The sequence below is a fragment of the Rhodococcus sp. BH5 genome (genome assembly GCF_027583855.1).
In the GTDB taxonomy this organism is placed as follows: Bacteria; Actinomycetota; Actinomycetes; order Mycobacteriales; family Mycobacteriaceae; genus Rhodococcus_F; species Rhodococcus_F qingshengii.
The window spans coordinates 1-15,479 of record NZ_JAJHVW010000006.1 but is presented as its reverse complement, the minus strand read 5'-3'; the positions used below and the strand labels follow the sequence as shown (position 1 = coordinate 15,479).

General features: G+C 61.5%; 12 protein-coding genes and 2 pseudogenes. 13 read left to right on the top strand and 1 reads right to left on the bottom strand.

The genetic code is table 11. The annotated features are described in order from the left end of the window. Positions 1 to 4 precede the first annotated feature (4 nt). From RhoBH5_RS16410 to aztD, 9 genes and pseudogenes are all read left to right on the top strand, one after another. The gene (locus RhoBH5_RS16410; RefSeq protein WP_125052177.1) at positions 5 to 1,633 is read left to right on the top strand and encodes a 4-hydroxyphenylacetate 3-hydroxylase family protein; all 1,629 of its coding nucleotides are present in this window, start codon (positions 5 to 7) and stop codon (positions 1,631 to 1,633) included. A 260-nt stretch (positions 1,634 to 1,893) separates the two neighbouring features. Next, entirely contained in the window at positions 1,894 to 3,291 is a 1,398-nt protein-coding gene (gene benA, locus RhoBH5_RS16405) for a benzoate 1,2-dioxygenase large subunit (protein WP_042447174.1), read from the top strand. An 11-nt stretch (positions 3,292 to 3,302) separates the two neighbouring features. Continuing rightward, complete coding sequence (benB, locus tag RhoBH5_RS16400; protein WP_003939939.1) at positions 3,303 to 3,812, top strand: benzoate 1,2-dioxygenase small subunit; 510 nt, start codon at positions 3,303 to 3,305, stop codon at positions 3,810 to 3,812. A gap of 31 nt (positions 3,813 to 3,843) precedes the next feature. Next, positions 3,844 to 5,397 (top strand): benzoate 1,2-dioxygenase electron transfer component BenC, encoded by a 1,554-nt coding sequence (gene benC, locus RhoBH5_RS16395; protein ID WP_261255255.1) that lies wholly within the window; start codon positions 3,844 to 3,846, stop codon positions 5,395 to 5,397. Then, positions 5,394 to 6,176 (top strand): 1,6-dihydroxycyclohexa-2,4-diene-1-carboxylate dehydrogenase, encoded by a 783-nt coding sequence (locus RhoBH5_RS16390; RefSeq protein WP_007729779.1) that lies wholly within the window; start codon positions 5,394 to 5,396, stop codon positions 6,174 to 6,176. The genes benC and RhoBH5_RS16390 overlap by 4 nt, the downstream gene beginning before the upstream one ends. Before the next feature lie 44 nt (positions 6,177 to 6,220). Further along, positions 6,221 to 7,179: pseudogene (locus tag RhoBH5_RS16385) on the top strand (MFS transporter); the annotation flags it as partial. Then, positions 7,139 to 8,224: pseudogene (locus tag RhoBH5_RS16380) on the top strand (response regulator transcription factor); the annotation flags it as partial. The pseudogenes RhoBH5_RS16385 and RhoBH5_RS16380, both read left to right, overlap by 41 nt. Positions 8,225 to 8,228: 4 nt before the next feature. Further along, a complete protein-coding gene (locus RhoBH5_RS16375; protein WP_054188474.1) occupies positions 8,229 to 9,473 on the top strand; it encodes a benzoate/H(+) symporter BenE family transporter in 1,245 nt (414 codons plus the stop codon). Between the two features lie 62 nt (positions 9,474 to 9,535). Then, a complete protein-coding gene (gene aztD / locus RhoBH5_RS16370) occupies positions 9,536 to 10,783 on the top strand; it encodes a zinc metallochaperone AztD (RefSeq protein ID WP_007729787.1) in 1,248 nt (415 codons plus the stop codon). 383 nt (positions 10,784 to 11,166) lie between these two features. Here the strand turns inward: aztD and RhoBH5_RS16365 are convergent, their stop codons facing one another. Then, positions 11,167 to 11,634: a VOC family protein gene (locus RhoBH5_RS16365; RefSeq protein WP_007729793.1), complete on the bottom strand. Its 468-nt coding sequence runs from the start codon at positions 11,632 to 11,634 to the stop codon at positions 11,167 to 11,169. Between the two features lie 102 nt (positions 11,635 to 11,736). Between RhoBH5_RS16365 and RhoBH5_RS16360 the strand changes: the two genes are divergently transcribed. The 4 genes from RhoBH5_RS16360 to RhoBH5_RS16345 all read left to right on the top strand — a co-directional run bounded on the left by RhoBH5_RS16360 (position 11,737) and on the right by RhoBH5_RS16345 (position 15,257). Next, entirely contained in the window at positions 11,737 to 12,708 is a 972-nt protein-coding gene (locus tag RhoBH5_RS16360) for a helix-turn-helix transcriptional regulator (RefSeq protein ID WP_214927656.1), read from the top strand. A 122-nt stretch (positions 12,709 to 12,830) separates the two neighbouring features. Then, a complete protein-coding gene (locus RhoBH5_RS16355) occupies positions 12,831 to 14,036 on the top strand; it encodes an MFS transporter (RefSeq protein ID WP_042447245.1) in 1,206 nt (401 codons plus the stop codon). A gap of 102 nt (positions 14,037 to 14,138) precedes the next feature. Next, on the top strand, positions 14,139 to 14,807 hold the full coding sequence (locus tag RhoBH5_RS16350) for a FadR/GntR family transcriptional regulator (protein WP_270008534.1): 669 nt from the start codon (positions 14,139 to 14,141) through the stop codon (positions 14,805 to 14,807). Between the two features lie 21 nt (positions 14,808 to 14,828). Continuing rightward, a complete protein-coding gene (locus RhoBH5_RS16345; RefSeq protein ID WP_225320164.1) occupies positions 14,829 to 15,257 on the top strand; it encodes a hypothetical protein in 429 nt (142 codons plus the stop codon). Positions 15,258 to 15,479 lie beyond the last annotated feature (222 nt).

Below are 15,479 nucleotides of genomic sequence, written 5' to 3'. Positions count from 1 at the left end.
TGCCATGACGACCACCGAAATTCCTCCCACCGGCGTCGATCCCGCAGATTCCGGAGCGCCACAGGTCAATCCGGCCGCCGATTGCGAAGCCAACCGCACGAAGAACTTCGCCACCCGACCGATGACCGGTGACGAGTACATCTCGAGCCTGCAGGACGGTCGCGAGATCTGGCTTCACGGTGATCGCGTCAAGGACGTCACGACACACCCCGCGTTCCGGAATCCGATCCGCATGACCGCGAGGCTGTACGACGCTCTGCATACGGGCGAGCACGTGGACGCCTTGACCGTTCCGACGGACACGGGCAACGGCGGTTTCACCATGCCGTTCTTCCGCACTCCGACGTCCTCGGCCGATCTGCTCAAGGAACGCGATGCCATAGCGACGTGGGCTCGTATGACCTACGGCTGGATGGGCCGTTCCCCCGACTACAAGGCGAGTTTCCTGGGCACCCTCCACGCCAACAAGGAGTTGTACGCACCGTTCCAGGACAACGCCGAACGCTGGTACCGCGAATCGCAGGAGAAAGTTCTGTACTGGAACCACGCGATCATCAATCCCCCGGTGGATCGCCAACTTCCACCGGACGAGGTCGGTGACGTCTTCATGAAGGTGGAGAAGGAAACCGACGCAGGTTTGATCGTCAGCGGCGCCAAAGTGGTCGCCACCGGATCGGCGATCACGAACTACAACTTCATCGCTCACTACGGTCTGCCGATCAAGAAGAAGCAGTTCGCCCTGATCTGCACGGTACCGATGGACGCGCCGGGTGTGAAGCTGATCTGCCGCACCTCGTACACCGAACATGCTGCGGTGATGGGCAGTCCGTTCGATTATCCGCTGTCGAGTCGCATGGACGAGAACGACACCATCTTCGTCTTCGACAAGGTGTTGGTTCCGTGGGAAAACGTCTTCATGTACGGCGACGTCGACCGGATCAACGCATTCTTCCCTCAATCGGGCTTCCTGCCGCGCTTCACCTTTCAGGGCTGCACTCGCCTGGCCGTCAAGCTCGACTTCATCGCCGGACTGTTGATGAAGGCACTCGAAGCCACCGGCGCCGGCGGCTTCCGCGGAGTCCAGACCCGTGTCGGTGAGGTGATCGGGTGGCGAAACCTCTTCTGGTCGTTGACCGAATCGATGGCACGCGATCCCGAACAGTGGGTCGGCGATTCGGTGATCCCGAAGCTCGAGTACGGCCTCACCTATCGAATGTTCATGATCCAGGGGTACCCGCGGATCAAGGAGATCATCGAACAGGACGTCGCGTCGGGCTTGATCTACCTGCCTTCGAGTTCACTCGACTTCAAGAGCCCGGACGTGCGTCCGTACCTCGACAAGTACGTTCGCGGTTCCGACGGCATCACCGCCGTCGACCGCGTGAAAGTCATGAAGGCGCTGTGGGATTCGATCGGGACCGAGTTCGGCGGCCGACACGAACTCTACGAGCGCAACTACTCCGGCAATCACGAGAACGTCAAAGCCGAACTGCTGTTCGCAGCCCAGAATCGTGGACACGCAAGTTCCATGAAGGGACTGGCCGAGCAGTGCTTGAGTGAATACGACCTCGACGGCTGGACGGTCCCTGACCTCATCGGCAACGACGACGTCTCGTTCTTCAAGAACCGGTAATCCCCTCGGCAGGTAGGGCGGACTCGCGATGTCGAGTCCGCCCTGCTCGTCGTCTTCAGCAGGCATGGCCCATCAGCAGAATTCGACGAACACTGCACCCTTGGTCAGGACTAGGCAATTGCCTAGTGTGACCCGAGACACACGATGTCAAGGTGAATTCAGTACCGGACGCAGCCCCGTCCGGAAAGCGGGTCCCACCGATTTGGTCCGACAGCCCTCGGCTTTCTCGGTAGGCGCCCACTCTTATCTGGAGGACACCCATGACGGATATGTTGGATGCTGCCCGCGGCACCGACCAGTTCGCGAACATCCGCGCCGCCCTCGACGACGCGCTCGTCGAGGACCCGGAGACCGGCCGCTACCAGGTGCGGCGCAGCGTCTTCACGGACGAGCAACTGTTCGAACTCGAGATGACGCACATCTTCGAAGGCAATTGGATCTACCTCGCGCACGAGAGCCAGATCCCGAACGTCGGCGACTACTTCACCACCTACATGGGCCGTCAGCCCATCGTGATCACCCGCAACAAGGACGGCGAATTGGGTGCGCTGATCAACGCATGCAGCCACCGCGGTGCGATGCTCTGTCGCCGTAAGACCGACAACCGAACCACCTTCACCTGCCCGTTCCACGGCTGGACCTTCAACAACAGCGGAAAACTCCTCAAGGCCAAGGACGCTCGCACCGGTGGCTATCCGGAGCAGTTCAACAAAGACGGCTCACACGACCTGACCAGGGTGGCGCGGTTCGAGAACTATCGCGGCTTCCTCTTCGGCAGCCTCAACCCCGACGTGCTGCCACTCGAAGAGCACCTCGGTGACACCACGAAGGTCATCGACATGATCGTCGATCAGTCACCTGACGGACTCGAAGTTCTGCGCGGTGCATCCACCTACACCTACGACGGCAACTGGAAGTTGCAGACCGAGAACGGTGCCGACGGCTACCACGTGTCTTCGACGCACTGGAACTACGCCGCTACCACCGCTCGCCGCACCGCCGGTGAATCGTCCAACGAGACCAAAGCCATGGACGCCGGCACCTGGGGGAAGCAGGGCGGTGGATACTTCTCCTACGACTACGGCCACCTCCTGCTCTGGATGTGGTGGGGCAATCCCGAGGACCGACCCCTGTTCGAACGCAAAGCAGAACTGGAGGCTCAGTTCGGTTCCAAGAAGGCCGAATTCATGGTCGGTGCGTCGAGAAACCTCTGCCTGTATCCGAACGTCTACCTCATGGATCAGTTCAGCAGCCAGATCCGGCACTTCCGTCCGATCTCCGTGGACCAGACCGAAGTCACCATCTACTGCATCGCGCCCAAGGGAGAGAGCGCCGAAGCGCGCAGCAACCGCATCCGTCAGTACGAGGACTTCTTCAATGCCAGCGGTATGGCCACCCCGGACGATCTCGAAGAGTTCCGTTCCTGCCAGAAGACCTACCAGGCAGCCGGCGCCCCGTGGAACGACCTCAGCCGTGGCGTCACACACCAGATTCCCGGTCCGAACGACGTCGCGAAGGATCTCGGCATGAATCGTGTGCTCTCGAGCGGAGCCAAGACCGAGGACGAAGGCTTGTATCCCATTCAGCACGGGTACTGGCGCGACGCCATGCTTGCGGCCGTAGATGCCGAGCAAGCCGCTTCCAACCGGACCATCTGAGGACGATCACCATGACTGTCACCACCACCAATGCCGTCGCCCTCGAAACAGTGCAGCAGTTTCTCTACCGTGAGGCTCGCTATCTGGACGATCGCGAGTTCGAGAAGTGGATCGAGTGCTACCACCCCGATTCCGAGTACTGGATGCCCGCATGGGCGGACGACGGCGAGCTGACCACGGACCCGGCCGCAGAGATCTCCCTGATCTACTACCCGAATCGCGGCGGTATCGAGGACCGCGTGTTCCGAATCAGGACTGACCGTTCCAGCGCGACAAGCCTTCCCGAGCCCCGCACCGGTCACAACATCACCAACGTGGAAGTGATCGAAGAACGCGGCTTCGTCGTCGACGTCCGCTTCAATTGGTTCACGCTGTACTTCCGCTACAACACAGTCGACACCTACTTCGGCACCTCGCACTACACGATCGACTTCTCGGGCGAGCAGCCGTTGATCATGAAGAAGAAGGTAGTCCTCAAGAACGACTACATCCATCACGTGGTCGACATCTACCACTTCTGACACGACTTCCCTTCGAATCGAGCTGTTTCCCATGAGCATTCAAGCTGCGCCGACCTTTCAAGTAGCCCTGAGTTTCGAAGACGGCATCACCCGCTTCGTCGAATGCAACACCGACGAGACCGTCGCGGACGCGTCGTACCGCGCACGAATCAACATTCCGCTCGACTGCCGCGACGGAGCATGTGGCACCTGCAAATCACTCTGTGAGTCAGGTACTTTCGACGCCGGCGACTACATCGAGGAGGCCCTGACGGACGACGAGGCCGAGCAGGGATACTGCCTTCCGTGCCAGATGGTGCCGGAATCTGATCTCGTGCTGCAGATTCCCACCACGTCGGCGGTCGCCAAGACCACTGCCGGTTCGTACACGTCCACCATCACCGAGATCATTCGCCATTCGGATTCCACGGTGGGTTTCACCGTCGCAGTCGACAACCGCGCAGATCTGGTCTTCCTCCCCGGTCAGTACGTGAACATCCTCGTTCCCGGAACCGAAGCGACGCGGTCGTACTCGTTCAGCTCCGGCCCTGAGGTCGCGTCGGCGTCGTTCCTGGTCAAGATCACCCCGGGTGGTCTGATGTCCGAGTATCTCAGTCAGCGTGCGCAGGTAGGCGACACTCTCGAATTGACCGGACCGATGGGTAGCTTCTTCCTCCGGTCAGGTCAACGGAGAGCCCTACTGCTTGCCGGTGGAACCGGCTTGGCCCCGCTGCTCTCCATACTGGAGAAGATGCGTACCGAAAGCTCCACTCGGCCCGTCCATCTGGTCTACGGCGTCAGCTCCGACACCGATCTCGTCGAACTCGACAAACTGCACGACTACGCGGAGTCTCTACCCCAGTTCACCTTCGACTACTGCGTATCCGATCCCGACAGCACAGCACCGAACAAGGGCTATGTCACGGGCTTGATCGAGCCCGATCACCTCGACGACGGCAACGTAGACGTCTACCTGTGCGGCCCGCCGCCGATGGTCGAAGCCGTACGTCTGCACTTCAAGGACGTATCGATCACACCCACGAACTTCTACTTCGAAAAGTTCAACAATGCGGCAGCACCGGCTGATTCACCGGCAGCCTCGGCCGAAGAATCAGCTACCGGCACGTACGAGATCGGTGAAGAACATCTGCCGGTCACGGAGTCGGACGCACAGTTCGACGCTCGGATGGCCCTCGAACTCGGAGCAATGGAACTCACGATCGGCCGCCTCACTCCGGCACAGTTGACGGAGTACCGCATTCTGGCGGAGAACTCGGCTGCTTCCATCGACCGCGATCACTTCACGGACGCAGCGGCATTCACCGAAACCAATGCCCTGTTCCACGACTTCCTCTTCCGCTGCACCGGAAACGAAGTGCTGCTGCAGGCATACCACCGTCTCGAGGTCACACAACTGATGAACCGAGTGCTCCGCACCGCCGATTGGGTGGACGAACATGTCGCGGAGGATCACTCACGTATCGTGAGTGCATTCGAGCAGAATGATCGCGCCGCGGCCCGTGATCTGATCGTCCAGCACAGCGAACACGCCAAGTCGACGATGCACCGCGCCATCACTGACGCTCGGGAAAGTGTGGCGTCGTGAGCACGAGATTCTTCGCCGGCCGGTTCGACGACCGGGTCGTGGTCGTCACCGGAGCGGCTCAGGGGATCGGGCGCAGCGTTGCCGAAAGAGTTTCCGCAGAAGGTGGTTCCGTCGCGCTTGTGGATCGAGCTGAACTGGTTCACGACATCGCGACACCGCTGGAGCGTTCCCATTCGGTGACCGCGGACCTCGAGACGTTCGAAGGTGCCCAGAATGCAATAGATTCCGCATTGGAGCGCTTCGGACGCATCGACGTCCTGATCAACAACGTCGGTGGGACCATCTGGGCCAAACCCTACGAGCACTACACGCCGCAGCAGATACAAGCCGAGGTCACACGATCACTGTTCCCCACGCTCTGGACGTGTCGCGCCGTACTGCCCCATCTGATCGAGCAGGCGAGCGGCACCATCGTCAACGTCTCCTCGGTCGCCACCCGCGGTGTCAACCGTGTTCCTTACGCGGCGGCCAAGGGCGGGGTCAGCGCGATCACCGCTGCACTGGCGATGGAAGTCGCGCAGTACGGAATACGCGTCGTGGCAACCGCTCCCGGCGGAACCGAGGCGCCACCACGCGTCGTGGCACGCGGACCGGGTGCCGAGACCGACGAGGAGAAGGCCTGGTACCAGCAGATCGTCGACCAGACCGTCGACTCGTCGCTACTCAAGCGTTACGGCACCCTGGACGAACAGGCTGCTGCTATCACTTTCCTTGCCTCCGAAGAGGCTTCGTATGTCACCGGAACGGTTCTTCCCGTTGCCGGTGGCGACCTCGGCTGAATCCAGCCTCCCCCGATTCCTGATCTCTCGAACGGAGATTCGCCATGTCCTCGATCGAACGTGGTTCCTGGGCCAGTGCCCGCCATCGCTCGTCAGTGTTGTGGGTGGTCACCATCGCCGCCATTGCCATTCTGTTCGATGGATACGACCTGGTCGTGTACGGCACGATCCTGCCCGTACTCATGGACGACTCCAGCCATATCGGCACCTTGACCGCATCTCAGGCCGGCGCGTTGGGTTCGTATGCACTCGTCGGAGTGATGGTCGGCGCACTGACGTGTGGAGCGATCGGCGATCACTTCGGTCGCCGAAAGATGATGCTGGTCAACATCATCTGGTTCTCGGTCGGAATGGCACTGGCAGCGTTCGCCACCAGCATCACCACTTTCGGTCTGCTGCGGTTCTTCACCGGCATCGGTGTCGGTGGGCTTGTCGCCACCGCCGGAGCCATGATTGCCGAGTTCGCGCCGCCGGGACGCCGCAATCTGTTCAACGCCATCGTCTACAGCGGTGTCCCGGCCGGTGGCGTCATGGCTTCCGTCCTGGCGATCGTTCTCCGTGATTCCATCGGATGGCGCGGACTGTTCCTCATCGGCGCCCTGCCATTGGTGTTCTGTTCCCACTCGCCTGGTTCAAACTGCCCGAGTCTCCCGCGTGGCTGATTGCTCGCGGACGCGTCGAGGAAGCTCGCGCCATTTCCTCGAAAACCGGAATTCCATTGCCTGTCGGTACAGATCGACCCAACGACGCCGTAGCCGAGAAGGTCGGCTTCCGAGCGTTGGCGAGCAGACAATATGTCTGGGGCACCGCGCTTCTCGGCCTGATGAGCTTCGCCGGCCTCCTCCTGACCTACGGACTGAACACCTGGCTGCCCAAGATCATGGAAAACGCGGGATACAACGCGAAGGGTTCGCTCTCGTTCCTGTTGGTACTCAACGGCGGTGCCATCATCGGTGGACTTCTGGCTCGAGCTTGCGTTGGACCACCCGGAGTCCGCCAGACGCGACCTCGAAAGCGCGGTGTCCACAGAGTTTTCCAGTGGTTCGGCAAGAATCTCACTGTGGGCACAGGCCTGGCTCGCCCGCACTCAATTCGCTCTCGGCGCCTGGGACGAAGCGCTCTCGACCGTCGAGGGCGCCGGTGCCGAGGTGGATCGGTTCGAGATCGAGATCATCCGGCCGTTGGTCCACTGGTCGGGAGCACAGATTCACGCTCTGCGCGGCAACTGGGAACTGGCCCGTGACCATGTGCGACGTGCGTACGCCGGCATTCACGCCTACGAAATCATGTATGTTCCTGCACTTCTCGCCAGGGCCCAGGTCGCCGAGGCCGCCGCCGACTACGCCGAAGTTCTGGTGGCGCTGGCTCCGCTCACCTCGAGCAAGGCGCAACAATGGCTCGACGAGCCGGGCTTCTGGCCGTGGGTCGATCTCTACGCCAATGCATTGGTCATGGTCGGGCGAGCTGATGATGCCGACGCCTTTCTGCAACCACACGAGCAGACCGCACGACGTCGGGAGCACCGCTCAGCTGCGGCACGTCTCGGCTACGTTCGCGGCCGGATCCACGGCGCACGGGGCGAACTCGACTCGGCAAGAGAAAGTTTCGATGCTGCACTACTCGGCATCGAGACGCTGCCGCTCCCCTACGACCGAGCCCGAATCAATTTTGCCTACGGCCAAACTCTCCGCCGGGCCGGGAAACGCGCGGAGGCCGACGTCGTCCTCCGCGCCGCCCGCGAGCTGTATCACTCGTTGGGCGCCGCTACTTACGTCGAGCGCTGCGAGCGCGAACTCCGCGCGGGCGGGTTGAACCTCTCGCGGACGGAGAAGGGAATCACCGACCTGACCCCGCAAGAACGAGCCGTCGCCGACCTTGTCGCAGCGGGCAAGTCCAACAAGGAAGCTGCCGGCGAATTGTTCCTCTCCGTCAAGACCATTCAATATCACCTCACGCGCGCGTACGCGAAACTCGGACTGCGATCACGGAGCGAACTCGCGGCTTTGTTCCGCGACCGAGGGCTTTCGGATCCGCATCAGGAGAACTGAGAACATGCCGGACACTACGACGACCGCGCCCGTTCGCGTCGTCACCGAGCCACTCCCCCAACCGCTCTACGGCCCGAAGCGGGTCTTGCGCGACTTCGGCGGAACGTCCATTGCCAACGGAATCATCGGCATCGTCTTCTCGGCCACCGGGCCGGTGGCGGTCATTCTCGCTGCGGGGTTGGCGGGTGGACTGAGTCAAGCTCAATTGGCCTCTTGGCTTTTCGGTGCCTTCTTCGTCAACGGAATTCTCACCATCACGGCTTCCTGGCTGTACCGGCAGCCGCTGGCCTTCTTCTGGACGATTCCCGGAACCGTTGTCGTCGGAGCGTCGTTGGAGCATCTGCCGTGGGAGCAAGTGCTCGGAGCGTTCTTCGCGACCGGCGCCCTGATCTTGCTGTTGGGATTGACAGGGTGGGTCACACCGATCATGGCCGCATTACCCTTGCCCATCGTAATGGCAATGGTGGCAGGCGTTTTCCTTCATTTCGGAACGGATTTGGTCGAAGCGCCTGCCCACGACGCGGTGATCGCTCTGCCGATGATCGCCACCTTTGTCGCTCTGAGCGTGTTCGCCAAGCTGGGAAGATTCGTTCCGCCGGTTCTCGGCGCGTTGATCGTCGGCGTGGTCGTGATACTCGCGGCCGGAAGATTCAACTCCGCCGGCGACGCGCACGAGTGGCTGGCGCATCCGATGCTGACCACGCCAACCTGGTCTTGGCAGGCGATGATCGAACTGGTTGTACCGCTGGCGATCACAGTCGTCGTCGTGCAGAACGGCCAAGGAATCGCAGTCCTCCGCGCAGCGGGTCATCAACCGCCGATCGGGGCAGCAACGGTTGCCTGCGGTGTGTTCTCTCTCGTGAACGCGGCGGTGGGTTGTGTCTCGACGTGCCTTACCGGGCCGACGAACGCATTGCTCACGGCGTCGGGAGAGCGGACACGCCAATACACCGCCGGAATCTTCTGCGGCTTACTCGCCGTCGTCTTCGGACTGTTCGCCCCGACTTTCGTCGCGATGATGTTGGGAACTCCGACGGCATTCATCGTCACTCTGGGTGGTCTGGCCATGCTCAAGGCCTTACAGGGAGCCTTCGTGACCGCATTCGGCGGGAAATTCACCTTCGGCGCTTTGATCGCGTTCCTCGTGACGATCTCCGACATCGAACTACTCAATATCGGAGCCGCTTTCTGGGGACTCGTCTTCGGGGTCATCGCCTCGCGCATGCTCGAACGAGCCGACTACACCTGACATGCGAATATTCGCATACTCGACTTTGACAATCATTTACATTAAGCAGTAGATCTATACCCATGCACCTCAACACCCGCATGTCGCGGCGCCTCACCCTTGCCACATCAGTGGGCCTCTCACTCGCCCTCGTTACGGGTTGCTCGTCCGACAACAAGGACTCCGCCCAGTCCGAAACCACGACCACGACGTCGGCCGCACCAACCGAACAGGCCTCGGCAACACCACGTCTCGCCGTGTCGTACGACGGCGGCGTCCTGGTGCTGGATGCAACTTCCCTCGACGTGGTCGGCGAGACCGAGATCGACGGCTTCACCCGACTCAACCCGGCCGGCGACGGTCGCCACGTCATGATCTCTGCCGGCGAAGCATTCAAGGTGCTCGACACCGGCACGTGGTCTTCGGCTCACGGTGATCATTCTCATTACTACACAGCCGATCCCGCGATGTCCGAGGTCGAGTTCGCAGCCAACGAACCCGGACACGTTGTACGCCATGCCGGAAAAACCGTTCTCTTCAACGACGGCTCGGGACTCGTCGAGATCTTCGATCCGGCGCAGTTGGCAAAACGCCAACCCCGCGTCGAGACGTACACCACGCCAGAACCCCATCACGGCGTTGCGGTCGCACTTGCCGACGGCAGCCTGTTGACGACCATCGGAAATTCGGAGTCCCGCAACGGCATTGCCATCCTCGATGCCGACCGCAAGGAAATCCTGCGCAACGAACAGTGCCCCGGTGTCCACGGCGAAGCAGTCGCTGCCGGCGAAGCCATCGTGCTGGGCTGCCAGGACGGGTTGCTCGTGTACAAGAACGGAGCGATCACCAAGGTCCAGAGTCCGGATGCATACGGCCGCATCGGAAATCAGGCAGGCTCGGAGGAGTCGGACATCGTGCTGGGTGATTACAAGACCGACAAGGACGCCGAACTCGAACGTCCGCAACGGGTCTCGCTGACCAACACGACGACGTCCGAACTTAAGCTCGTCGACCTCGGCACCAGCTACACCTTCCGCTCACTCGGCCGCGGACCACACGGAGAGGCACTGGTGCTCGGCACCGACGGCGCCATCCACGTCATCGACCCGAACACCGGCGTCGTCACCAAGAAGATCGCCGTCATAGACGCATGGACCGAGCCCACCAAATGGCAAGAGCCCAGGCCCGCGCTCTTCGTAGAAGATCACACCGCTTACGTCACCGACCCAGCGTCGAAGAAGCTGATCGCAGTCGACCTCGAGGACGGCAGCATCCTGACCGAGACCACTCTCGATCACGCCCCCAACGAATTGACCGGTGTCACCGGCTGATTCAGATCCTCACCTCAGGCCCCCATCTCACACCGAGATGAGGGCCTGAGCCGTTCTCGTGCTTCGCCTACTGACCAGGGAATCTCATACCCAGGCAATCCTCGAGGTGCTACGACGCGCATCTCAGAGAATCGAAGCCGTTGTCGCCAGCTCTGCTGGAGCTGAGCGATGAGCAGGACCACGATTGACCGCGGCACAAGTCAGCATGGAATAACTCCGTGTGGAGGTTCGTTGGAGATGGTGTCGGTGTTCGATTCTTTGCCCCGGGTACCACCCCAGAATTGCCACTTCGAGTGGCCACTTGCCGAGAGGCGCAAGACGGGCACCGACGCGCTGGAGCCGCTGGACACCTTTCGGTGCCAGCGGCTTTGTCGTCTGAATGATCAGGCTGGGTTTTCGCCGGCAGCGACGTCGAGGATCCACGTCACCCCGAACGCATCGGTGAGCATGCCGAAACCGGGGCTCCACGCCGCGGCGGCAAGACCCTCGATGATCGATGCACCAGCAGAGAGTTTGGCCCAGTAGTTCTGCACCTCTTCGAGGGTTTCACCGCGAACCGAGACGAAGAACGGTTGGTCGGTGATCGTGGTGCCGTTCTCGCGGTGTGTCGAGCCTGCGTTGCCGGCCGAGCCGCCCGACTGCCCAGGGATGTCGTATGCCATCACACAGAAGCCGTCCTCTGTCTCCACCTGGCCGAACACGACGTTCTCAGCGCCGGGCACCTCCTTGGGCATCCCGAAGTCGCCGTAGGTTGCGATCGTGACCTGGCCACCGAAGACGGACTGGTAGAACTCCAGAGCCGCGCGGGCGTCTCCGCGGAAGTTGAGGTGGGTCGTTGTCTTGATGCTCATGTCTGCTCCTGGTACGAACGTCGCTCGGGTTTTCCCTGACAACGTCGACTCTCACAGCCGTATAGGACTGTTTTCGTCCTAGACTCGTCGTAGTCTCACCGCATGGCGACCACCACTCGACTCTTGAATCTGCTGTCCCTCTTGCAGACGAGACGCGACTGGCCGGGCGCTCTACTCGCCGAGCGGCTCGACATCAGCCATCGCACGGTCCGCCGCGATATCGACCGGCTCAGGGAGATGGGTTACCGCATTGCGGCGACCATGGGCCCGGACGGCGGATACCGACTCGACGCCGGCAGCGAGCTGCCACCCCTGCTGTTCGACGACGATCAGGTCATCGCACTGGCAGTTGCGCTGCAGGCGGCGACGCTGACCGGCGTCGGTATCGAAGAGGATGCGGTTCGAGCGTTGACCACTGTGCGGCAAGTGATGCCGTCGCGTCTGCGCCATCGCCTCGACGCGCTCACGTTCACCACGATTTCGGCCGGTTCCGGCGACGCAGACTCCGCGTCCCCTGAGGTGCTCGTAGCGATTTCCGCTGCAGTCCGCGGTCGCGAGGTGTTCCGCTTCGATTACTCGAACGACCACTCAAACAACAGCGAAATAACACCCCCGCGCCGAGTGGAGCCGCATCATCTGGTGACCTCCAAGCGTCGCTGGTATCTCGTCGCGTGGGATCTCGCGCGAGACGACTGGCGAATCTTCCGCGCCGATCGCATCACCCCACGCACCCCGAACGGTCCCCGGTTCACGCCGAAGGAAATCCCCGGCGGCGACGTCAGCGAATACGTGTCCGCGCGCTTCAAAGGATCGGAACATATCAACAATTGGCCGTGTCACGGCAAGGTCGTTCTCCATCGACCAGCCAGTTATGTTCTTCCCTTTGTCGGGGACGGCATCGTCGAAGATCTTGGCCCCGAGCAGTGCATTCTCGAAGCCGGATCATGGTCTTGGACGGCGCTGGCAGCCTCCTTCAACCGATTCGACACCGACATCGATGTCGTCGGCCCGGCAGAACTTACCCACGCTTTCGCGCAACTCGCCGCCCGCAACGCCGCGACTGCTGAGAGTTAGTCAGTCGTCTCGAATGAGATCCAGGTCTCCAACGCAACCGTGCGCCCGCGGGTTCGTGATAGCTTTCAAGTCCTCAGAGGACCTGAGGACTTGAAGACCTGAACGAAGGGATGCCCAAGGAGATGAAGAAGGGGCAAGTTGCATTTCTCACCGGCACACACGTCGTGAACGATCTGTACCAGGGGGCTGTGCCTGCACTGTTGCCGTTCATGATGCTCGAACGCGGATATTCCTATTCCGCGGTCGCCGGAATCACGCTCGCCGCGACCGGACTATCCAGTGTCGTGCAACCTGCATTCGGCATGCTGGTCGATCGAAAGAGCCGAAACTGGCTGGTACCCACAGGTTTTGTGACGGCCGCAGCAGGCATTGTCGTGGCAGCGATGAGCACCACCTACATCGTCACTTGGCTGGCAATTGCCGTGGCCGGCATCGGCATCGCCGCATACCATCCTCCCGCCACAAATTTGGCACGCGCGGCTGGAGGTCATTCACAGAAAGCCATGAGCGTGTTCTCCGTGGGCGGTACGTTGGGCGCCTCGCTGGCGCCACCGTTTGTCACGCTCGTGGTTGGCTCACTCGGTTTGTCCGGCGGCTATCTGCTCGCAGTTCCTGCAGTGGTGGCGGCTATTTGGTGGATGGTCGCCCAGTCGCGATCGGCCAACACGGGTGCGGCCGAATCAGCCCAGTCGTTGAGTGCGCAACTGGCAGCGAACGGTCCCGTGTCAGACGATTGGCGCTCGTTCACACGACTCGTGCTGGTAACGGTCTGTTGGTCAATTCCGTACGTGACCACACTGTCGTTGGTCTCACCGTTCGTGCTCAACGCACTGAACGGATCGTCCTCGAGCGCTGCAATCGTGTTGTCCTCCTTCACATTGGCAGGAGCGGCCGGAACGCTACTGGGAGGAGTCCTCGCGGACCGTCGTGGTCGACGCGCATCCATCCGACTCGGCTACCTGCTTGCGGTACCTTCACTGGCACTGCTCGCTGCCGCCCCGCACGTCGCAGTTGCCGAATTGGGAATCGTCTGTCTCGGATTTGCTATGTTCCTGCCCTTCGCGCCACAGGTGACATTGGCGCAGGACTACCTACCGAATCGCCCCGGCACAGCAAGTGGGGTGACGCTCGGACTCGCGATGTCCGTGGGGGGCATCGCATCTCCGCTGTTCGGCTACCTGGCAGATCACTTCGGACCGCGCATGGCGATCGGGGCGACAACTGCAGTGCTGTTCGTCGGCGCCGTCATCGCATTCACCTTGCGCGATCGACGACTCGACCCGGAAGACGAGACGGAGCGCGAACTGGACGTCATCGCCCTTCGATAAACCGAAAGACGGCCCCGTAGTCTGAAGATTCATCGGAGGACATGAAGTATTACTCGGTGAGCCGCTCCATTGCGGTTCACCGAGTCAGTCAGGAGCAGTCACATGGCAGTGCGCCAGATCAAGCAGCAGTCGCTGGTACAGAAAGCCGCGGACGAACTTGCGCGCCTCATCGGCGACGGCGAGTGGCCGGTCGGGACCAAAATCCCGAACGAGCAGGATCTGAGCACACTCCTCGGAGTCGGGCGTTCGACCGGCAGAGAGGCAGTTCGCGCACTGATTGCGTCGGGCCCGCTCTACTCGCATCAAGGGTCCGGCACCTACGTCATGTCCTCGACTCCGGTCACAGAACTCGAGCGAGAACTCAAACGCTCGGACCGCCGCGAAGTCTACGAAGTACGCCGACTTCTGGAAGTGGAAGCGGGCCGCCTGGCTGCCATGCGTCGGACCTCTGCCGACGTCGACCTGTTACGGGCAGCACTCGCAGCCCGTGAAAATGCTTCGACACCAACAGAATTTGTCGACGCTGACATGGAACTACATCGCGCCGTGGTGAATGCTGCGCACAACAGCGTGTTGTCGATGGTGTTCGATTCATTCATCGAAACGCTCCGCAACTCGGCCCTGGACGTGATCACCGACGTCACGGCACGAAACCCCCAATCCATCGACGACGAAGCCGCTGCCCACCGAGATCTGGTGGAAGCAATCGTCGCGGGTGATGCCGACGCTGCCAGTGCGGCAACGCGCAGGAACATGGACGGGCTCGACTGACCCTCTCTATCGTTGTCAGGCATGACGTCCACATCGCTCCCTCCACGGGGTCTCCGGATCGGTCTGTCCGCCATCGCGTGGCTAAACCTGCTCTCTGCGCTCGTAGGAATGGCGGGCCTGACGATCGGCGGCGGGATGGGCCTGCCTCCTGAGTGGATCGAGGGAACCGTCTTCCCTTCATATTTCTGGCCCGGAATCCTCCTCGGCGTTGTCGTCGGAGGCATCCAGGCCGCCGCGCTCTTCGCTCAGCACAACAGGTTCCGTCTGACGTGGGGCCTGCACGCGGCCGCCGGCCTGACCATGATGATCTGGATCTTCGTCGAGATCGCCATCGTTCTCGCCTGGTCGCCGCTGCAGGGCATCTTCTTCACCACCGGACTAGTCCAGACGATCCTCGCCGTTCTCGCACTCGGCGCCTGGCCTCGCCCCTTCCTCCAACGAGTCGAGTAGCGACGGAACCTGTTCTCGAACAATAGAATCACGACGGCCGGGCCCACCTCACCTTCTCGAAAAAGCCCTTGACTCGAAAGTATGTTCGAGTATGATGGGAGGTGGAACGGGGGGTTCTCATGACGATCAACATCACCGACGATGCCGTCACCGACGTGGTCAACAACTCCGCTGTGGGTGTGCGCGGACGATTGTGGCGGCTTCACCCCAGCGACGTCCGCG

Excerpts from the sequence above, each read along its gene's own strand:
- RhoBH5_RS16410 (WP_125052177.1), top strand. The coding sequence starts at position 5 with ATGACGACCACCGAAATTCCTCCCACCGGCGTCGATCCCGCAGATTCC.
- benA (WP_042447174.1), top strand. The coding sequence starts at position 1,894 with ATGACGGATATGTTGGATGCTGCCCGCGGCACCGACCAGTTCGCGAAC.
- benB (WP_003939939.1), top strand. The coding sequence starts at position 3,303 with ATGACTGTCACCACCACCAATGCCGTCGCCCTCGAAACAGTGCAGCAG.
- benC (WP_261255255.1), top strand. The coding sequence starts at position 3,844 with ATGAGCATTCAAGCTGCGCCGACCTTTCAAGTAGCCCTGAGTTTCGAA.
- RhoBH5_RS16375 (WP_054188474.1), top strand. The coding sequence starts at position 8,229 with ATGCCGGACACTACGACGACCGCGCCCGTTCGCGTCGTCACCGAGCCA.
- aztD (WP_007729787.1), top strand. The coding sequence starts at position 9,536 with ATGCACCTCAACACCCGCATGTCGCGGCGCCTCACCCTTGCCACATCA.
- RhoBH5_RS16365 (WP_007729793.1), bottom strand. The coding sequence starts at position 11,634 with ATGAGCATCAAGACAACGACCCACCTCAACTTCCGCGGAGACGCCCGC.
- RhoBH5_RS16360 (WP_214927656.1), top strand. The coding sequence starts at position 11,737 with ATGGCGACCACCACTCGACTCTTGAATCTGCTGTCCCTCTTGCAGACG.
- RhoBH5_RS16355 (WP_042447245.1), top strand. The coding sequence starts at position 12,831 with ATGAAGAAGGGGCAAGTTGCATTTCTCACCGGCACACACGTCGTGAAC.
- RhoBH5_RS16350 (WP_270008534.1), top strand. The coding sequence starts at position 14,139 with ATGGCAGTGCGCCAGATCAAGCAGCAGTCGCTGGTACAGAAAGCCGCG.
- RhoBH5_RS16345 (WP_225320164.1), top strand. The coding sequence starts at position 14,829 with ATGACGTCCACATCGCTCCCTCCACGGGGTCTCCGGATCGGTCTGTCC.